Origin of the sequence: Bartonella sp. AA1HLJMS, assembly GCF_042197445.1 — a bacterium.
GTDB lineage: Bacteria > Pseudomonadota > Alphaproteobacteria > Rhizobiales > Rhizobiaceae > Bartonella.
Genome location: NZ_JBHIRW010000003.1, coordinates 80,568 through 96,169, shown reverse-complemented (window position 1 = coordinate 96,169; position 15,602 = coordinate 80,568). Strand labels below are relative to the sequence as shown.

The 15,602-nt window shown below is 34.9% G+C and carries 10 protein-coding genes; 9 read left to right on the top strand and 1 reads right to left on the bottom strand.

Annotated features, from left to right (window positions below; all coding sequences use genetic code 11):
- The first annotated feature begins 12 nt into the window (after positions 1 to 12).
- The 9 genes from ACFIQE_RS02105 to ACFIQE_RS02065 all read left to right on the top strand — a co-directional run bounded on the left by ACFIQE_RS02105 (position 13) and on the right by ACFIQE_RS02065 (position 12,367).
- Positions 13 to 1,689 carry a ribonuclease J gene (locus ACFIQE_RS02105; protein WP_375621228.1) on the top strand — a complete coding sequence of 559 codons (1,677 nt, stop codon included), beginning with the start codon at positions 13 to 15 and terminating at the stop codon, positions 1,687 to 1,689.
- Between the two features lie 203 nt (positions 1,690 to 1,892).
- The gene (gene proS, locus ACFIQE_RS02100; RefSeq protein ID WP_375707231.1) at positions 1,893 to 3,218 is read left to right on the top strand and encodes a proline--tRNA ligase; all 1,326 of its coding nucleotides are present in this window, start codon (positions 1,893 to 1,895) and stop codon (positions 3,216 to 3,218) included.
- Positions 3,219 to 3,229: 11 nt separating this feature from the next.
- Positions 3,230 to 4,498: a lipoprotein-releasing ABC transporter permease subunit gene (locus tag ACFIQE_RS02095; protein WP_375640720.1), complete on the top strand. Its 1,269-nt coding sequence runs from the start codon at positions 3,230 to 3,232 to the stop codon at positions 4,496 to 4,498.
- Positions 4,498 to 5,178, top strand: coding sequence for an ABC transporter ATP-binding protein (locus ACFIQE_RS02090; RefSeq protein WP_375640725.1), 681 nt, complete (start codon positions 4,498 to 4,500; stop codon positions 5,176 to 5,178). The genes ACFIQE_RS02095 and ACFIQE_RS02090 overlap by 1 nt, the downstream gene beginning before the upstream one ends.
- Before the next feature lie 65 nt (positions 5,179 to 5,243).
- Complete coding sequence (locus ACFIQE_RS02085; protein ID WP_375707230.1) at positions 5,244 to 5,531, top strand: succinate dehydrogenase assembly factor 2; 288 nt, start codon at positions 5,244 to 5,246, stop codon at positions 5,529 to 5,531.
- 5 nt (positions 5,532 to 5,536) lie between these two features.
- Positions 5,537 to 9,025 (top strand): transcription-repair coupling factor, encoded by a 3,489-nt coding sequence (mfd, locus tag ACFIQE_RS02080; protein WP_375707229.1) that lies wholly within the window; start codon positions 5,537 to 5,539, stop codon positions 9,023 to 9,025.
- Between the two features lie 242 nt (positions 9,026 to 9,267).
- The gene (locus ACFIQE_RS02075; RefSeq protein ID WP_375707228.1) at positions 9,268 to 9,672 is read left to right on the top strand and encodes a hypothetical protein; all 405 of its coding nucleotides are present in this window, start codon (positions 9,268 to 9,270) and stop codon (positions 9,670 to 9,672) included.
- Positions 9,673 to 9,702: 30 nt separating this feature from the next.
- Complete coding sequence (locus tag ACFIQE_RS02070) at positions 9,703 to 10,107, top strand: hypothetical protein (RefSeq protein ID WP_375685200.1); 405 nt, start codon at positions 9,703 to 9,705, stop codon at positions 10,105 to 10,107.
- A gap of 1,648 nt (positions 10,108 to 11,755) precedes the next feature.
- Positions 11,756 to 12,367 (top strand): invasion associated locus B family protein, encoded by a 612-nt coding sequence (locus ACFIQE_RS02065; RefSeq protein WP_273791265.1) that lies wholly within the window; start codon positions 11,756 to 11,758, stop codon positions 12,365 to 12,367.
- Between the two features lie 89 nt (positions 12,368 to 12,456).
- Here ACFIQE_RS02065 and ACFIQE_RS02060 read toward each other — a convergent pair whose 3' ends face one another.
- Positions 12,457 to 15,078 (bottom strand): ribonuclease E/G, encoded by a 2,622-nt coding sequence (locus tag ACFIQE_RS02060; protein ID WP_375707227.1) that lies wholly within the window; start codon positions 15,076 to 15,078, stop codon positions 12,457 to 12,459.
- Positions 15,079 to 15,602 lie beyond the last annotated feature (524 nt).

The following is a 15,602-nucleotide window of genomic DNA, read 5'->3' as shown; positions in this document are numbered from 1 at the left end:
TGGGAGATGTTTATGGTTGCAGCCAATAAGAATGAATTTGTTTTTTTACCTCTGGGAGGTGTAGGTGAGATAGGGATGAATTTAGCTGCTTACGGATTTGGTCCCCAAAGTCTTCGTGAATGGCTGCTGGTTGATATGGGGGTTAGTTTTGCTGGTTCTGAATTACCAGGTGTCGATCTTGTTTTGCCTGATATTCGTTTTCTAGAAAGTGAAAAACACAATATACGGGGTCTTGTTTTAACACATGCACATGAAGATCATTATGGGGCCGTTCTTGATTTATGTCCAAAGTTACAAGTACCAATTTACTGTACGCCTTTTACGGCAGGATTATTGGAAACTAAAAAACAATTAGATTTTGAATCTCAAAAAATTTTACTCAATATTTTTCAAGCTGGTGATTGTTTTCAGGTAGGTTCCTTTGCTGTAGAGGCTATAGCCGTTAACCATTCAATACCAGAATCTGTATCTTTAGCAATTACAACCTCTTTGGGGACTGTGATTCATACTGGTGATTGGAAAATTGATCATACCCCTTCACTCGGGGCTGTAACCGATGAAAAAAGATTTCGTGCTTTAGGCAAAAAAGGTATTTTAGCATTACTTTGTGATTCCACAAATGCATGTCGGGATGGTATCTCTCCTTCAGAACAGCAAGTTCAAGCCAGTCTTTCAGAGATTATTTCTAAAGCTGAAGGGCGCGTTGCGATAGCAACTTTTTCTTCTAATATTGGTCGGATACGTTCTATTGCTCTTGCAGCTGAAGCTGCTGGACGTAAGGTGCTTGTCATTGGGCGTTCCCTTAAGCGAAGTATTATGGTTGCACAAGAGCTTGGTTATATGAATGATTTAGCACCATTTGTAACGGAAGATGATTATGGCTACATCTCGCGAAAAGATCTTGTTTTAATTGTCACAGGGAGCCAAGGTGAGCCATGTGCTGCTTTGGCTAAACTGTCACGTGATGGAATGAAAAATATTGCACTTTCCGCTGGTGATACCGTTATTTATTCATCACGAAGTATTCCAGGAAACGAAAAAGCGATTATTGAGGTACAAAATCGTTTCATTGATTTGGGTATTAAAATTATTACGAATGAAGATGCACTTGTTCATGTTTCAGGTCATCCCCGTCGTTCAGAACTTTTACAGATGTATGATTGGATAAAGCCACAAATACTTGTCCCTGTACATGGGGAAGCAATGCATCTTAAGGCTCAGGCAATTTTAGCACGTCAAGCGGGTATTAAAACTGTTATGGATATCAGAAATGGCTATATGTTACGTCTTGCACCAGAGCCTGTAGAAGTTATTGATCAAGTTCCTGTTGGCCGCATCTATAAGGATGGTTGCTTAATTGGAGATGAAGATGAATTAGGGATTCGTGAACGCCGTAAACTAAGTTATGCTGGTCATGTTACTATTTCTCTCCATATAAATAGTAAGCATGAATTATTAGGGGATATAGGTCTAACAACATTCGGGTTACCTGAAAGTAATGGAAAGGGGGAAAGTTTAAAAGATATTCTTTTAGATATCGTAGAAAACACAGTTTATAATATCCCACGCATGAAACAGAAAAATAATGAACTTATTCGAGAGGCAACACGACGTGCAGTAAGAGCGGCTGTTCATGAAATTTGGCAAAAAAAACCTATCTGTACAGTTTTTTTACATCGGTCAAAATAAAAGAACTTTTCTATTACGTTATTAAAAAAGAGAAGAGCATTTTTATTTTATTGCTAAATAAGAAAAATAGAGAATAAAGCACAATAAATTTTTAAATGATAAGATCGTTATATTTGCAAGTATTCAGAATGCGGCTATAGATGAATAGAGGGTGTGATAAATTGTTCCGATATGATATATCTGATTAGGAGTTAATTATTTCAATGCGTCTTTCTCAATATTTCCTTCCACTTTTAAAAGAGAATCCTAAAGAAGCAGAAATTGTTTCTCATCGCTTCATGTTGCGCGCTGGAATGATTCGACAACAAACATCAGGGATTTATTCTTGGCTTCCTTTGGGAAAAAAAGTGCTTGATAAAGTTTGTAAAATTATTCGTGAAGAGCAAGAACGTGCGGGTGCAATAGAAATATTGATGCCTACAATTCAGTCTGCTGATCTTTGGCGTGAAAGCGGTCGTTATGATGATTATGGTTTGGAAATGCTCCGCATTAAAGATCGTCAAAAGCGTGATTTACTTTACGGTCCAACCAATGAAGAGATGGTAACAGATATTTTTCGCTCTTATGTTCGTTCTTATAAAGATCTTCCGCTTAATTTATATCATATTCAATGGAAATTTCGTGATGAAATTCGTCCACGTTTTGGTGTGATGCGAGCACGAGAATTTTTAATGAAAGATGCTTATTCTTTTGATCTTGATTATGAAGGCTCTGAAACATCTTATAATCGTATGTTTGTTGCTTATTTACGCACTTTTTCTCGCCTTGGCTTAAAAGCAATTCCTATGCGTGCAGATACAGGTCCAATAGGGGGGGAACTCAGTCATGAATTTATCATTTTGGCTGAAACAGGAGAGAGTGTTATCTTCTGTGATAAACAATTTCTTGAACTTACCATTCCTGATAGTTCAATCGATTTTAGTGATAAAGCTGTTTTAGATGATATTGTTAAGCAATGGACATCTTTTTATGCAGCAACGGAAGAAATGCATAATGAAGAGGAGTGGGCTAAAGTTTCTGATCATAATCGTCTTTCAGCGCGTGGTATTGAAGTAGGGCATATTTTCCACTTTGGTACTAAATATTCTACTCCAATGGGAGCAAAAGTTATGGGACAAGATGGAAAAGAGCATGTGGTCTCTATGGGATCTTATGGTATTGGGCCTTCGCGTCTTGTTGCGGCCGCTATTGAGGCTTCTCATGATGAAAATGGTATTATTTGGCCAAAGTCGATGGCACCGTTTGATTTTGGGATTATCAATATGAAGCCCGATGATGAAAAATGCACACAGGCATGTGAGTTTCTCTATCAGGGATTAAAGAAGATTGGTTTTGATCCGTTATTAGATGATAGAAATGAACGCCCTGGATCAAAATTTGCAACAATGGATTTGATTGGTTTGCCAACGCAAATCATTGTTGGTCCTAACAGCATTGCACAAAATGAAGTTGAAATTAAAGATCGAAAAACAGGAATAAAAAAATCTCTAAAGGTTGAAGATGTGCTCAGCCAACTTTCTATAATTTAATAGGAAATATTATGAAGAGGCTGAAAAACAAATGCTTTTCATCTTATGAGTGGATGATCGCTTTTCGTTATATGATTCCCAATAAAAAACATGTCGTTGCATCTGTTATTTCAATTATTTCTCTTATTGGGATTATGTTGGGGGTATTTGCTCTGGTTGTTGTTATGGCGGTGATGAATGGCTTTCGTACAGAACTTCTCAATCGTATTCTTGGTATGAATGGGCATCTTATTATTCAAACAGTTGATTCTGGTTTTTCTGATTATAAGACTCTTATTTCTTCTTTAGAAACTACAAATGGTGTGAAGTTTGCTTTACCTGTTATTGAAGGTCAAGCGCTTGTTCAAGGTGAAGTTCAAGGTGGTTCTGGCGCGTTAGTTCGTGGTATGCGCAAACAAGATCTAGAAAAGCTTAAAACAGTCTCTCAAAACATTAAATTAGGATCGATTTCTCGGTTTGATCAAGAAGAAGGTGTTGCAATTGGAAGTGGCTTAGCAGAAAAATTAGGACTGACAGTTGGAAGAGATATTCGTATTATTACTCCAGATGGTGATGAGACTCCTTTTGGCGTTACCCCACGTGTGAAAGCTTATAAAGTCGTTGCTATTTTTGAAGTTGGTATGTCTGAATATGATTCAATATTTATCTTTATGCCTCTCCATGAAGCACAAATGTTTTTTAATTTGGGAGATAAGGTTCAGTCTTTAGAATTATTTCTAAATGATCCTGATGCTGTTGATCAAATAAAACCTGTTGTAGAAAAAGCAGTTGATCAACAGGTCTATTTAATTGATTGGCGTACACGCAATCAGGCTTTTTTTTCAGCCTTACAGATTGAACGAAATGTTATGTTTTTCATTCTTTCTCTGATCGTTCTTGTTGCTGCTTTAAATATTATTTCAGGGCTGATTATGCTTGTAAAAGATAAAAGTCATGATATTGCAATTTTACGCACGATGGGGGCTCAACAGAGTGCGATTTTGCGTATATTTATCATTACAGGAATGATGATTGGTTTTATTGGAACTATATTGGGGTTAGTTTTAGGTGTTATCGCGACCGCGAATATTAATCATATCCAAGATTTTATATCTTGGTTATTTAATGTCGACGTTTTTAATCCTCAACTTTATTTTTTAACAAAATTGCCTGCACAAATTGAGTGGAAACAGACCATCTTGGTTGCTATGATGGCTTTATTCTTGTCGTTTCTTGCTGCTCTCATTCCGGCATGGCGTGCTGCTAAGCTAGATCCCGTACAAGCTTTGAGGTATGAATAATGACAGCTATTTTAGAGCTTGTAGAGATTGAAAGACACTTTTTCGAGGGTCATAAGCCGCTCATTGTTTTAGATAAAGCGAATTTTACTCTTAATCGTGGAGAGCTTGTTGCCCTTGTTGCACCATCTGGTGCTGGAAAATCAACACTTCTTCATATTGCTGGATTATTAGAAAAACCAACCGCTGGTGATGTGATGTTACGAGGTGTTTCTTGTGCAAAGCGTTCTGATAGTGAGCGAACAGCTATAAGACGAAATGATATTGGTTTTGTTTATCAATTTCATCATTTACTTCCAGAGTTTACGGCGTTAGAAAATGTCATGATACCGCAAATGATAGCAGGATTAAAAAAATCCATAGCAGAAGATCGTGCGTGCAAATTATTAACGTATCTGCGTATTTCTCATCGTGCGAACCATCGTCCCTCAGAGTTATCGGGAGGAGAACAACAACGTGTTGCTATTGCACGTGCAGTAGCAAATGGCCCTTCGGTTCTTTTGGCTGATGAACCTACAGGAAATCTTGATCCAGTAACTTCAGCTTATGTCTTTCAAGCTTTATCTATCCTTGTTCGTCAGTCTGGTCTTTCTGCTCTTATTGCAACACATAATTACGCTTTAGCTAAGCAAATGCATCGTCGAATTACACTTAAAGAACAAAAGATTATAGAACTTCCTTAAAGCAAGGTAAAAACTTTATACGACTAATTGAATAGTTTATATTACTTTATTCAAGGAGATTTTTTATGACAGTTTTTGTCGTTGACAAAAATCAATTAGATGCTCGTCGTCGTCGGTTGATTTTTCGTGCATGGCATCGCGGTATTCGTGAAATGGATCTCATTTTTGGGCATTATGTTGATGCTCATATCACTGAGATGAATGATAAAACGCTCTCTGAGCTTGAGTATATTATGTCTTTTGATGACCGTGATTTACTCACATGGATCACTGGAGAAATTTTGCCCCCCACTGAGGTCGATAGTCCACTTTTTCGTGATATTGTTAATTATCGTTTTTGCTTAAGTTATTGATTCCAATGCCTATATTTAAAAAAATTGTTATTCCCAAAAATAATTCTGTTCGTATGATTTTAGATGGCGTTACTGATGGATTTGAAGCCTTTGCGCTTGCTAAATTAAGTTCAGAAATTGCACAAGATAAACCGCTCATCTATGTTGTCCGTGACGGAACAAAAATTGCGCATTTACAACAAGTTTTAAATTTTATTGAACCCAATTTACCCGTACTTCAATTTCCTGCATGGGATTGTTTGCCTTATGATCGCGTATCACCAGGAATTGCTGTTATGGCACGTCGACTATCAACATTGGCACACATAGCAAATTTACGGAAAGATCCATATTCTGCAATTATATTAACAACAGCAAATGCAATTATGCAAAAGTTGCCTCCTCGTGAAATGATAGAAGCTCAGCTTATTCACGCACGTGTTGGCCAGCGCAATAACATGGGAAATCTTATTCAATTTCTAGAAACCAATGGTTTTGAACGCGTTACGGTTGTCCGTGATATTGGTGAGTTTGCTGTAAGAGGAGGAATACTTGATATCTTTTCTCCGATGGATGTTGAACCTTTACGCCTTGATTTTTTTGGAGATACCCTAGAAAGTATCCGCGTATTTGATCCAGAAAGTCAAAGGACAACAGGCCAAAAAACTGAACTTTTATTACAGGCAATGAGTGAGGTTGTTCTTACACCAGAACGTATCAGTCGTTTTAAAAGCAATTATACCTGTACATTTGGTGTATCACAAAAAAATAACATGCTTTATGAAGCAATTGCTCAAGGTCGGCGTTTTACCGGTATGGAACATTGGCTTCCATTTTTTTATGAAAACCTTGATAGCTTTTTTGATCATTGTGGCAATTTACCGATAGTTTTTGAGCATCTCATAGAAGAAGTTTTCATTGAGCGCTATCGTCTTATTGAAGACTATTATAATGCGCGCAAAGAGCGCGAAAGTGATGAAAAAAATTCTACTTCTTATCATCCAATAGATCCTAGTCTTCTCTATTTAACGCCAGAGCGTGTTTTGGAAGGTGCGCAACAATCTTCACAGCGTATTGATTTTTCTCCTTTTAATGTTCCACAAAGTTTGGAACAAACTGTTATTCACACAAATGTTAAACAAGGATATGATTTTGTAAAAGAGCGTAATGCGCAGGAAAAAAATGTTTTTTCAAGTGTTATTGATCATATCGCATCTTTACGCGCTGCTGGTAAAAAAGTGCTTTTAGCGTGTTGGAGTGAAGGATCTCTCAATCGTTTGTTACAAGTTCTCGATGAGCATGGATTGAAAAAAATAGATGTTGCAAAATCTTTGCAAACAGTCAAAGCAACACCTCGAGATCGCATATTAGCAGCTGTTATCATGATAGAACATGGTTTTGTGGCTGAAGATTTGGCTATTATTGCAGAGCAAGATATCCTTGGCGATCGTTTTATAAGATCGCCAAAGCGGCGTAAGAATAATACAAATTTTATTTCTGAAATTTCTGCTTTAAATTCTGGTGATATTATTGTGCATATCGACCACGGTATTGGCCAATTTGTTGGTCTTAAAACCATCAGAACCACTGGAATTTTACGAGACTGCCTTGAAATTAGATATGCTGGAGGTGATTTACTCTTTTTACCTGTTGAAAATATTGAGCTTCTCTCACGTTATGGCTCAGAAGGAACAGAGGTAACTTTAGATAAATTAGGAGGTGTTGCTTGGCAAGCACGTAAAGCTCGGCTTAAAAAACATTTATTGGAAATGGCAGGGCAATTAATCCGTATAGCTGCAGAGCGTATGACTCGTGCTGCGCCTGCTTTACTTCCACCAATTGGACCATTTGATGAGTTTGTTGCTTGCTTTCCCTATGAAGAAACGGAAGATCAAATGAATGCAATTGATGCTGTTTTGGACGATCTAGCCTCAGGCAAGCCGATGGATCGCTTGATATGCGGTGATGTTGGTTTTGGAAAAACTGAAGTAGCCATTCGAAGTGCTTTTGTTGCAGCATTAAATGGATATCAGGTTGCTGTTGTTGTACCGACAACTTTGCTTTCACGTCAACATTACAAAACATTTATTTCGCGTTTTCAAGGATTACCGGTTAAAATTGGACATGCTTCGAGGCTTGTAAAAGCGAAAGAACTTGCACGAGTAAAAAAAGGTGTTTCAGATGGTACAATCGATATTGTCATTGGAACCCATGCATTATTAAGTGGTGCAGTTAATTTTTTACGGTTAGGCCTTCTTATCATTGATGAGGAACAGCATTTTGGTGTCAAACACAAAGAGCGTTTAAAAGAGCTTAAAAGTGATATTCATGTTCTCACACTTTCAGCAACTCCCATACCACGCACTTTAGGGCTAGCTTTATCGGGTGTACGTGAACTTTCATTGATAACAACCCCCCCCATTGATAGAATGGCGGTTCGTACTTTTATTTCACCCTTTGATGCACTTGTTATACGAGAGACCCTGCTTCGAGAATATTATCGTGGTGGACAAAGTTTCTATGTTTGTCCTCGTATTTCTGATTTAGCTTTTGTAGAAGAATATCTCAAAACACATGTGCCAGAACTGAAATTCGTTGTGGCTCATGGACAAATGCCGGCTGGACAACTTGATGATATCATGAATGCATTTTATGATGGACAATATGATGTGCTGCTCTCAACAACCATTATTGAATCAGGTCTTGATATTCCAACAGCCAATACCCTAATTGTGCATCGTGCTGAGATGTTTGGTCTTTCTGCCCTTTATCAGTTACGTGGTAGGGTAGGACGTTCAAAACAACGTGCTTATGCTCTCTTTACATTTCCTGCTGGTAAAGTTTTAACAACTGCTGCTGATCGCCGTCTTAAAGTGTTACAATCTCTTGACACCTTAGGGGCCGGTTTTCAATTGGCAAGCCATGACATGGATCTCCGCGGTTCAGGCAATTTTTTAGGTGAAGAGCAATCGGGGCATATCAAAGAAGTTGGATTTGAACTCTATCAAAAAATGCTTGAAGAAGCTGTTGCTGAATTAAAAGATGGAGAGATAAATGAAGATAAGCAATGGTCACCTCAAATTTCCCTTGGTACAACAGTGATGATACCAGAAAGTTTCGTGCCTGACTTATCATTACGTATGGGACTTTATCGTCGTTTAACAGAACTTGATGATTTAGAACAAATTGATGAATTTGCAGCGGAGTTAATTGATCGCTTTGGTCCTTTTCCCCTTGAGGTTCAACATCTTCTTAAAGTCTTTCATATTAAAACATTGTGTCGAAAAGCACATGTAGAAAAATTAGATGTTGGACCAAAGGGGATTGTCATACAGTTTCGTAATAACTATTTCGCAAATAGTGTTGCTCTTGTTCAGTGGGTGGGAAAACAAGGTACAATGGCAAAAATTCGACCAGATCAAAGTATTGCTCTTATTCGTGATTGGTCCTCAGCGGATGAAAGGCTTGTTGGAGCAGCGAATATTATGACACAGCTTGTCGAAATGGCAGAATAACATTCTGTTTAAAAAATTTCTTTATTGTTTCAGAACTGTTACTCATTTTTATAAAATCATTCTGAATAAAATTTAAGTTTACAATAAAGAACCTTTTATATATTTATTTGGTTTTTATTATATACGTATTGATATAATGAAGAAAATAGATTAGACGGTTTAACTGCAATAAATAGCACTTTCAATATAATAAGCTAATAAGCTCCTGTAAATTTTTTAGAAAGAATTTAGGTAAAGATAGCATGCTTTCTTCATTACAAAAGTGTCTAACTATCGTTTTTTTGTTACTCACTTTAATATATGGCGTAAAAAACGCTTATGCTGAGTTATCTTCTGATGAACAATACCAACATTTAAAAAACAAAAGAAAGAATATTAAAGAGAGCATACAATTTATTGAAGAAAGTATATCTCATTTGGATATTTGGGAAAAAAATATTTCTAAAGCAGAATACTATGAGCGTTTACAGGAACGGAATAAGTTATATAAAAAACTGAAAACTCTGAAGGATGAATATTATAATCTTGGTTCGAAATTACAGGATCTAGCTGAAAAAAAACAAAAAATTATCTCTAGAATACATATAGCGAGAGAGTATGAAGTAGGGGAGTATGAAGAAAAGTTGATTAAAGCAAAAGATTATTAAAAAAAAACTCAAACGTTTAATGAATGGGGAATGAATGAGAAAAGTGGAGGTGATGATGAGATAATGAAAAATTATCTCATATTTATTATTGCTTGCAATACGTTAGCGGATATATTGCAAAGTGATATAGGTGCTATTTTGCGCAAAGATTTTGATTGGAAAGATAAAGATTTTAGTTGGGCTAAAGGCGCAAATAATTCAATAAGTCCTAGTTTAGTCAGGGATATTAAAGAATTACTAACAGATGGCTCTTATAGTTATGAAAAACAAATATTTGACGATATAAAAAATAGTCTTACAGAAGATAATTGGTTTGTAAAAAGTGCACCTAAGCTTTGTAATACCATTAAAGAAGTACATAATATAATGCTTCCAAACAAGAAAAAGAATATTATAGATCGTATGCGTTTTCATGTTGAAGAATTATTCAATTAAAAATTATTTATTTGATTTATGTTGAATTATATTCAAAATAGAAAAATACTTAATTTTTCGTAACGGTATAGTTTAGAAAATTCATAAAAAATAATGCTATAAGAATAGCCAATTAAAAATTTACTCATATAAATACAGAGAAATTAAGATTATATACTAAATAATAGTTAAAATATATTTTAATTTTTTGTTTTTAATTATTATTTATAATAAAGTAATTTTATGCACATAAGATATTATATATTGTTCTTATCATATAAGATTTAATATATATATTAAATAATAAAATCATATATCTTTTTTATGTTTTCTTTTTATGCATAATTTTTTGTGCTTGTAGTTTTTTATTTTTATCTGTTTAATTATTTTAATGACGATACATCTCATATCATAAATCTTGTTTCATTAATATGATAAGAGAGATATTTTATAGCTCTAAGTTGTGTTATATAGAGAAACAAAATGATATTTTTAATTCATTTTTTTCTTAAAACTTAAATCATTAACGATTTATATCTTTGATATTGTGAAAGATGAAAAGAATTTATCATTTTAGTAGATTCTTTTATTTAAGAAATAACTTAAAAGAAATTGATAAAAGCTATATTTTTTATTCACGTTATAAAACTGAGAGATGATATTCGTACAGAAGTGCAATAATAGATGTTTAATATATGAGCATAAATTTATTATGGCTTTAGGCACGTGAGATGATTCATAGGGAGGGTTTCCTTTGTTCAGTAGTTTTATCTATAAAACTAACTCCGCTTGTGATGTACAAGTGGATAAATTTTATTGATTCAACATAAGAGAGGTTTGCGCTATTAGGATCTTTCATACAATATAGAAAAAAGATAAATTATTATTATAAATTAATATGTTATTATATTTTAAGAAAGTTTATTATAAATAAAATATTTTCAGCAGTTATAGATTTTCTCTCTAAGAAAATGTGTTGTTTAATTAAGAAAAAAGCACTTCTTTAGTAACGTATTTTTAAACTAAACTGTTTAGTTAAACGCTATGGAATATAAAATTTTTATTACAAAAGCGTATCACTATTATTTTGTAAACAAGGGCAGAAAATTGTTCATTAGCAAAAAGCTCTCTTACAATTATGCAGAAATTTTAGACAATCAGTGGTTTTAATTCATTAAATGTTTCAATAATATCGTAGATGATTTTTTTTTGTGTATCACACGAGGCACATAAGGAAAACAGTAAAATTTATCTGATATTTTGGAGCTTCATGCATTGCAACACATGTTGCAAAGGTTCTATAAGCTTAACATGAAGAGTAATAAATGTAAAAATTTTAATTAGTAAGTTTTTTAGAGTAGTATCAGAGTTTATTTTAATTAATATTGCAATATTGATTCGTTTGTGTAATCTTAGTTTAAATGCACAGAGGTGTTTCTATGGGTAGATTGCATCAAATACCAATGTGATGAAGAGGGGAAATGATATGAGTGTATAAAAATTAGAATGGCTCGTCGTATTTTTTCTCTAAATTTGACTTTTTTTTTTATATTGAAGTAAAAATAGTAAAATTAATTGTTATTTCATTATAATTTAATAAATTAAGTTGGAATTATATTTAATATTTTTTGAAGTTACTTAAGAGCGCGTTGAAAGGATTAACTTAATCATGTCGCATAAAAATGTTTATTCTGCTGTTTCAGTATTAGTTGGAGCCGCTGCCCTTTTTCTTATAGCTGGTATTTCTGCAAATGCGCAAACTTTATCACAAGGTTGGTACAAAGTTTGCAGTAAGCAGCATGATGTTGATATTTGTAATACAATGAATACTGTATTATCGAATACGGGACAACCTTTAACGGCTTTTAATCTTGTTGAAATAAAAGGGAAGCAAAATGAGAAACGTATAGGTATTCAAGTGCCTACAGGTCGTTTTTTGCCAGAAGGTGTTCACATTAAAATTGGTGACGAGTTCTCTAAAAAAATTCCTTATATTATTTGTAATGGACCAAGTTGTATTGCTAATGATGTCTTAGATGATAAGCTTATAGCAGCTATGAAAAGTGGTACAAAAATGGTTGTAACCACAGTTAATTTCCGTGGTTCAGCTAATCCTATTGAATTTTCTCTTAATGGGTTTACAGCAGCCTATACCGGTCCTGGTATGGAGGAAAAAGATTTCCAACAAGAACAAATAAAGCTGCAGCAAGCTATTCAATCAAAGCAAAAAGAAATTGAAGAGCGTATGCGGGCTGAGCAAGAAAAAGCGAAACAAAAGTAATAAAACCACACCATAAAAGTTGGTCAAAACGTTTTCTATAATTGTTTATTTGAACCGCCACAGTTTTCTGTGGCGGTTTTTTTTAATCCTTAATTTTTCGAAAGAATTCTGCGTTTCCACCAACCAATACGTTCAGTTTTGGAAGAATCATTAGGCGTTGATGAAATAACAACGGGTTGATTAATTGTTTCTTCAATTTGGGAAGGAGAGGTTTCGATAACTTTCTCCATCTCGATTACAGTTTCTTGCTCTAATATTTTTTGTATTTGCGTTGTCTCTTTAGAAGATGATTTTTTACGTGTTCCACGTGTTGATTTTTTACTCTTTTCAAGAGCTTTATCTTCTACCTCATGAATAGCTTTGTCTGCTTTTTTTGTTTTAGTTTTACGCACCGGACTGGTTGTAGGTTTTTCTTCAAGAGATTTTTGTTCTGCAATATTTTGATCATTATCTAAAGAAAGTTGATTTTGTACTACTTTTGAAGAATGTTTTTTAGGTTTAATACTTGTATCATTTTTTTCAGATTCACTCTGTTGTTGTATATCTAGAGCTTGTGTATTATTTTTTGTTTCTTCAAGTTCAAAAGATTTAGCAGGTGAAACACGACGTTTGCGATGCGCTGCTTTAATTTCTGCTAAAGCTTGCTTAGCAAAATCTCCCACTGGTTCCGCATAAGGAACGCGAATCTGATGAAAACTATTATCTTGATTGCGTCGACCACCACGACGTCCTCGACGACGTCCTCGACGATAAGAATCATCATTCAAGGTATCTTCTTTTTTATGAACGTTGGAGAGAGAATGATCAGTAATTTCACCGTGACGATTTTTGCGCCGACGCTTTTGATTTGTTTCAATGGGAGAAGGATTTTCAATAGATTCACTCTTTATGAAAACAGAATCTTCAATTTCTTGCTTATTGTCATCTTCCAATGAAGATTGAGAAATTCTCTCTGCTATTGAGCCTTTAGAAATAACAAGATGTTGTGTTCCAATACTATCATCTGCTTCAATACTAATATTAAGTTTAAAGCGAGCTTCTAAATTAACAAGAATATTGCGTTTATGATTTAATACATAAAGCGCTGTTGCTACGGGGGTGCGCACGATAATATTATGTTGCGAATTATGAAGAAGATATTCTTCAATTGAGCGCATGACATGTAACGCAATTGATGATTCAGAACGTATATTTCCTGTTCCTGCGCAATGTGGGCAGGGCTGTGTCGTACTTTCTAAAACCGATATGCGAATACGTTGACGACTCATTTCTAAAAGGCCGAAGTGTGAAATATGACCTACTTGAATACGAGCACGATCGTTTTTTAAACAATCTTTTAATTTTTTTTCGACCAGCTTCACATTGCGTTCTTCAAGCATATCAATAAAATCAATCACAATTAAACCAGCAAGGTCACGCAAGCGTAATTGACGCGCTACTTCTTCAGCAGCTTCAAGGTTAGTTTGTAAGGCTGTCTTTTCAACAGAGAATTCTTTCGTAGAGCGGCCAGAATTTACGTCAATAGCAACAAGTGCTTCTGTTTGATTAATAACAAGATAACCACCAGATTTTAAAGAAACCTGTGGCTGCAACATTTTATCAAGTTGAATTTCAATATTATTTCTTGCAAAAATGGGCGTAGGATCACGGTAAGGTTGCACAACTTTTGCATGACTTGGCATGAGCATACGCATAAAGTCTTTCGCTTCACGATATCCTTGGTCTCCAGAGACAAGAATTTCACTAATGTTCTTATTATAAAGATCTCGTATAGAACGCTTGATGAGATTGCTTTCTTCATGGACAAGGCATGGCGCCGTTGACTCGAGTGTCAAAGTGCGAATAGTGTCCCATAACCGCATAAGATATTCATAATCACGTTTAATTTCAGCTTTTGTTCTATTGGCACCAGCGGTTCGTAAGATAACGCCCATACCTTTTGGAACGGCTAATTCTTTTACGATTTCTTTAAGACGCTTACGGTCTTGTACGTTCGTAATTTTTCGTGAAATACCACCACCACGTGCTGTGTTGGGCATTAGAACAGAGTAACGACCAGCTAGAGATAGATATGTTGTAAGGGCAGCACCTTTATTACCACGCTCTTCTTTGATAACTTGTACCAACAAAATTTGACGTCGTTTAATGACTTCTTGAATTTTATACTGACGCCCTTGTTTTCTTTGATAAATCGGGAGCTCTTCACGGATGTCCTCAGCACCGACCATTTCAATCTCATCATAAGAGATATTGGCATTTAATGCTTCTTCTGTATTATCAATCATTATCGCTTCAGATGTGATATCATTTTCAATATCGGCTGCTATAACATTGTTTTTTTCACTTTTTTTTGTTCTTCTGGAGCGTTTTTTATTTTTAGTTGCTTCTTCCGTAAAGGTATCTACAGAATTTTCTCCTACAGCTTCTTTTTCTTCTTCTTCAAGAAGAGCAAGGCGATCAGCAATAGGAATTTGATAATAATCAGGATGAATTTCAGAAAATGTTAAAAAACCATGTCGGTTTCCACCATATTCAACAAAAGCCGCTTGGAGAGACGGTTCTACACGCGTAATACGTGCGAGATAAATATTCCCCTTGAGCTGTTTTCTATGTTCTGATTCAAAATCAAGTTCTTCAATTTTGTTGCCGTGAACAACAACAACACGTGTTTCCTCCGGATGGGAGGCATCTATAAGCATTTTGTTTGACATAAGTTAATATCCTGAAGGCGACATGCACAATTTTATTCAAACGAATGCCATAACTATTCGTAAACATAAAAGGCTGTCTGCCATAAAAGGGAGGTACCAGAAAAACAGGACGAAACACCACGTGCAAAGGCATGACTGCATTTACACCATTTCTCATCATTATTTCCATCTGTTTTTTATGACTCATATTTTCTTAAAAGTCTCCGGTAAAATAATCTTTAAAACAGTTCGGATATCCGAACCAACGAATCTTAAGTAATGCAATCCTAATGTTACAACATAGAAATTTTTCATCCATAAAAAAGTCTCAACGCATAATAGACAAAAAACTTCTAAAGACAACTTAATATGAGTTACAGATAATTTAGATGACTATTATCAGCTAGGAAGCATAAATATTCTTTTATGTTGATATCATGCGTTTGGCAAGTAACAATGTAAATCATGTATAATTATAATATCTTTATGACCTTAATTTCGTTTTGAGGTGTTTATTTAGCTTTTATTGAAAAATAGATAATAAA

What these genes read in the sequence shown, in the direction of transcription:
- ACFIQE_RS02075 (WP_375707228.1), top strand. Translation starts at nt 9,268, where the DNA reads ATGCTTTCTTCATTACAAAAGTGTCTAACTATCGTTTTTTTGTTACTC.
- proS (WP_375707231.1), top strand. Translation starts at nt 1,893, where the DNA reads ATGCGTCTTTCTCAATATTTCCTTCCACTTTTAAAAGAGAATCCTAAA.
- ACFIQE_RS02085 (WP_375707230.1), top strand. Translation starts at nt 5,244, where the DNA reads ATGACAGTTTTTGTCGTTGACAAAAATCAATTAGATGCTCGTCGTCGT.
- ACFIQE_RS02060 (WP_375707227.1), bottom strand. Translation starts at nt 15,078, where the DNA reads ATGTCAAACAAAATGCTTATAGATGCCTCCCATCCGGAGGAAACACGT.
- ACFIQE_RS02070 (WP_375685200.1), top strand. Translation starts at nt 9,703, where the DNA reads ATGAATGAGAAAAGTGGAGGTGATGATGAGATAATGAAAAATTATCTC.
- ACFIQE_RS02065 (WP_273791265.1), top strand. Translation starts at nt 11,756, where the DNA reads ATGTCGCATAAAAATGTTTATTCTGCTGTTTCAGTATTAGTTGGAGCC.
- ACFIQE_RS02105 (WP_375621228.1), top strand. Translation starts at nt 13, where the DNA reads ATGGTTGCAGCCAATAAGAATGAATTTGTTTTTTTACCTCTGGGAGGT.
- ACFIQE_RS02090 (WP_375640725.1), top strand. Translation starts at nt 4,498, where the DNA reads ATGACAGCTATTTTAGAGCTTGTAGAGATTGAAAGACACTTTTTCGAG.
- ACFIQE_RS02095 (WP_375640720.1), top strand. Translation starts at nt 3,230, where the DNA reads ATGAAGAGGCTGAAAAACAAATGCTTTTCATCTTATGAGTGGATGATC.
- mfd (WP_375707229.1), top strand. Translation starts at nt 5,537, where the DNA reads ATGCCTATATTTAAAAAAATTGTTATTCCCAAAAATAATTCTGTTCGT.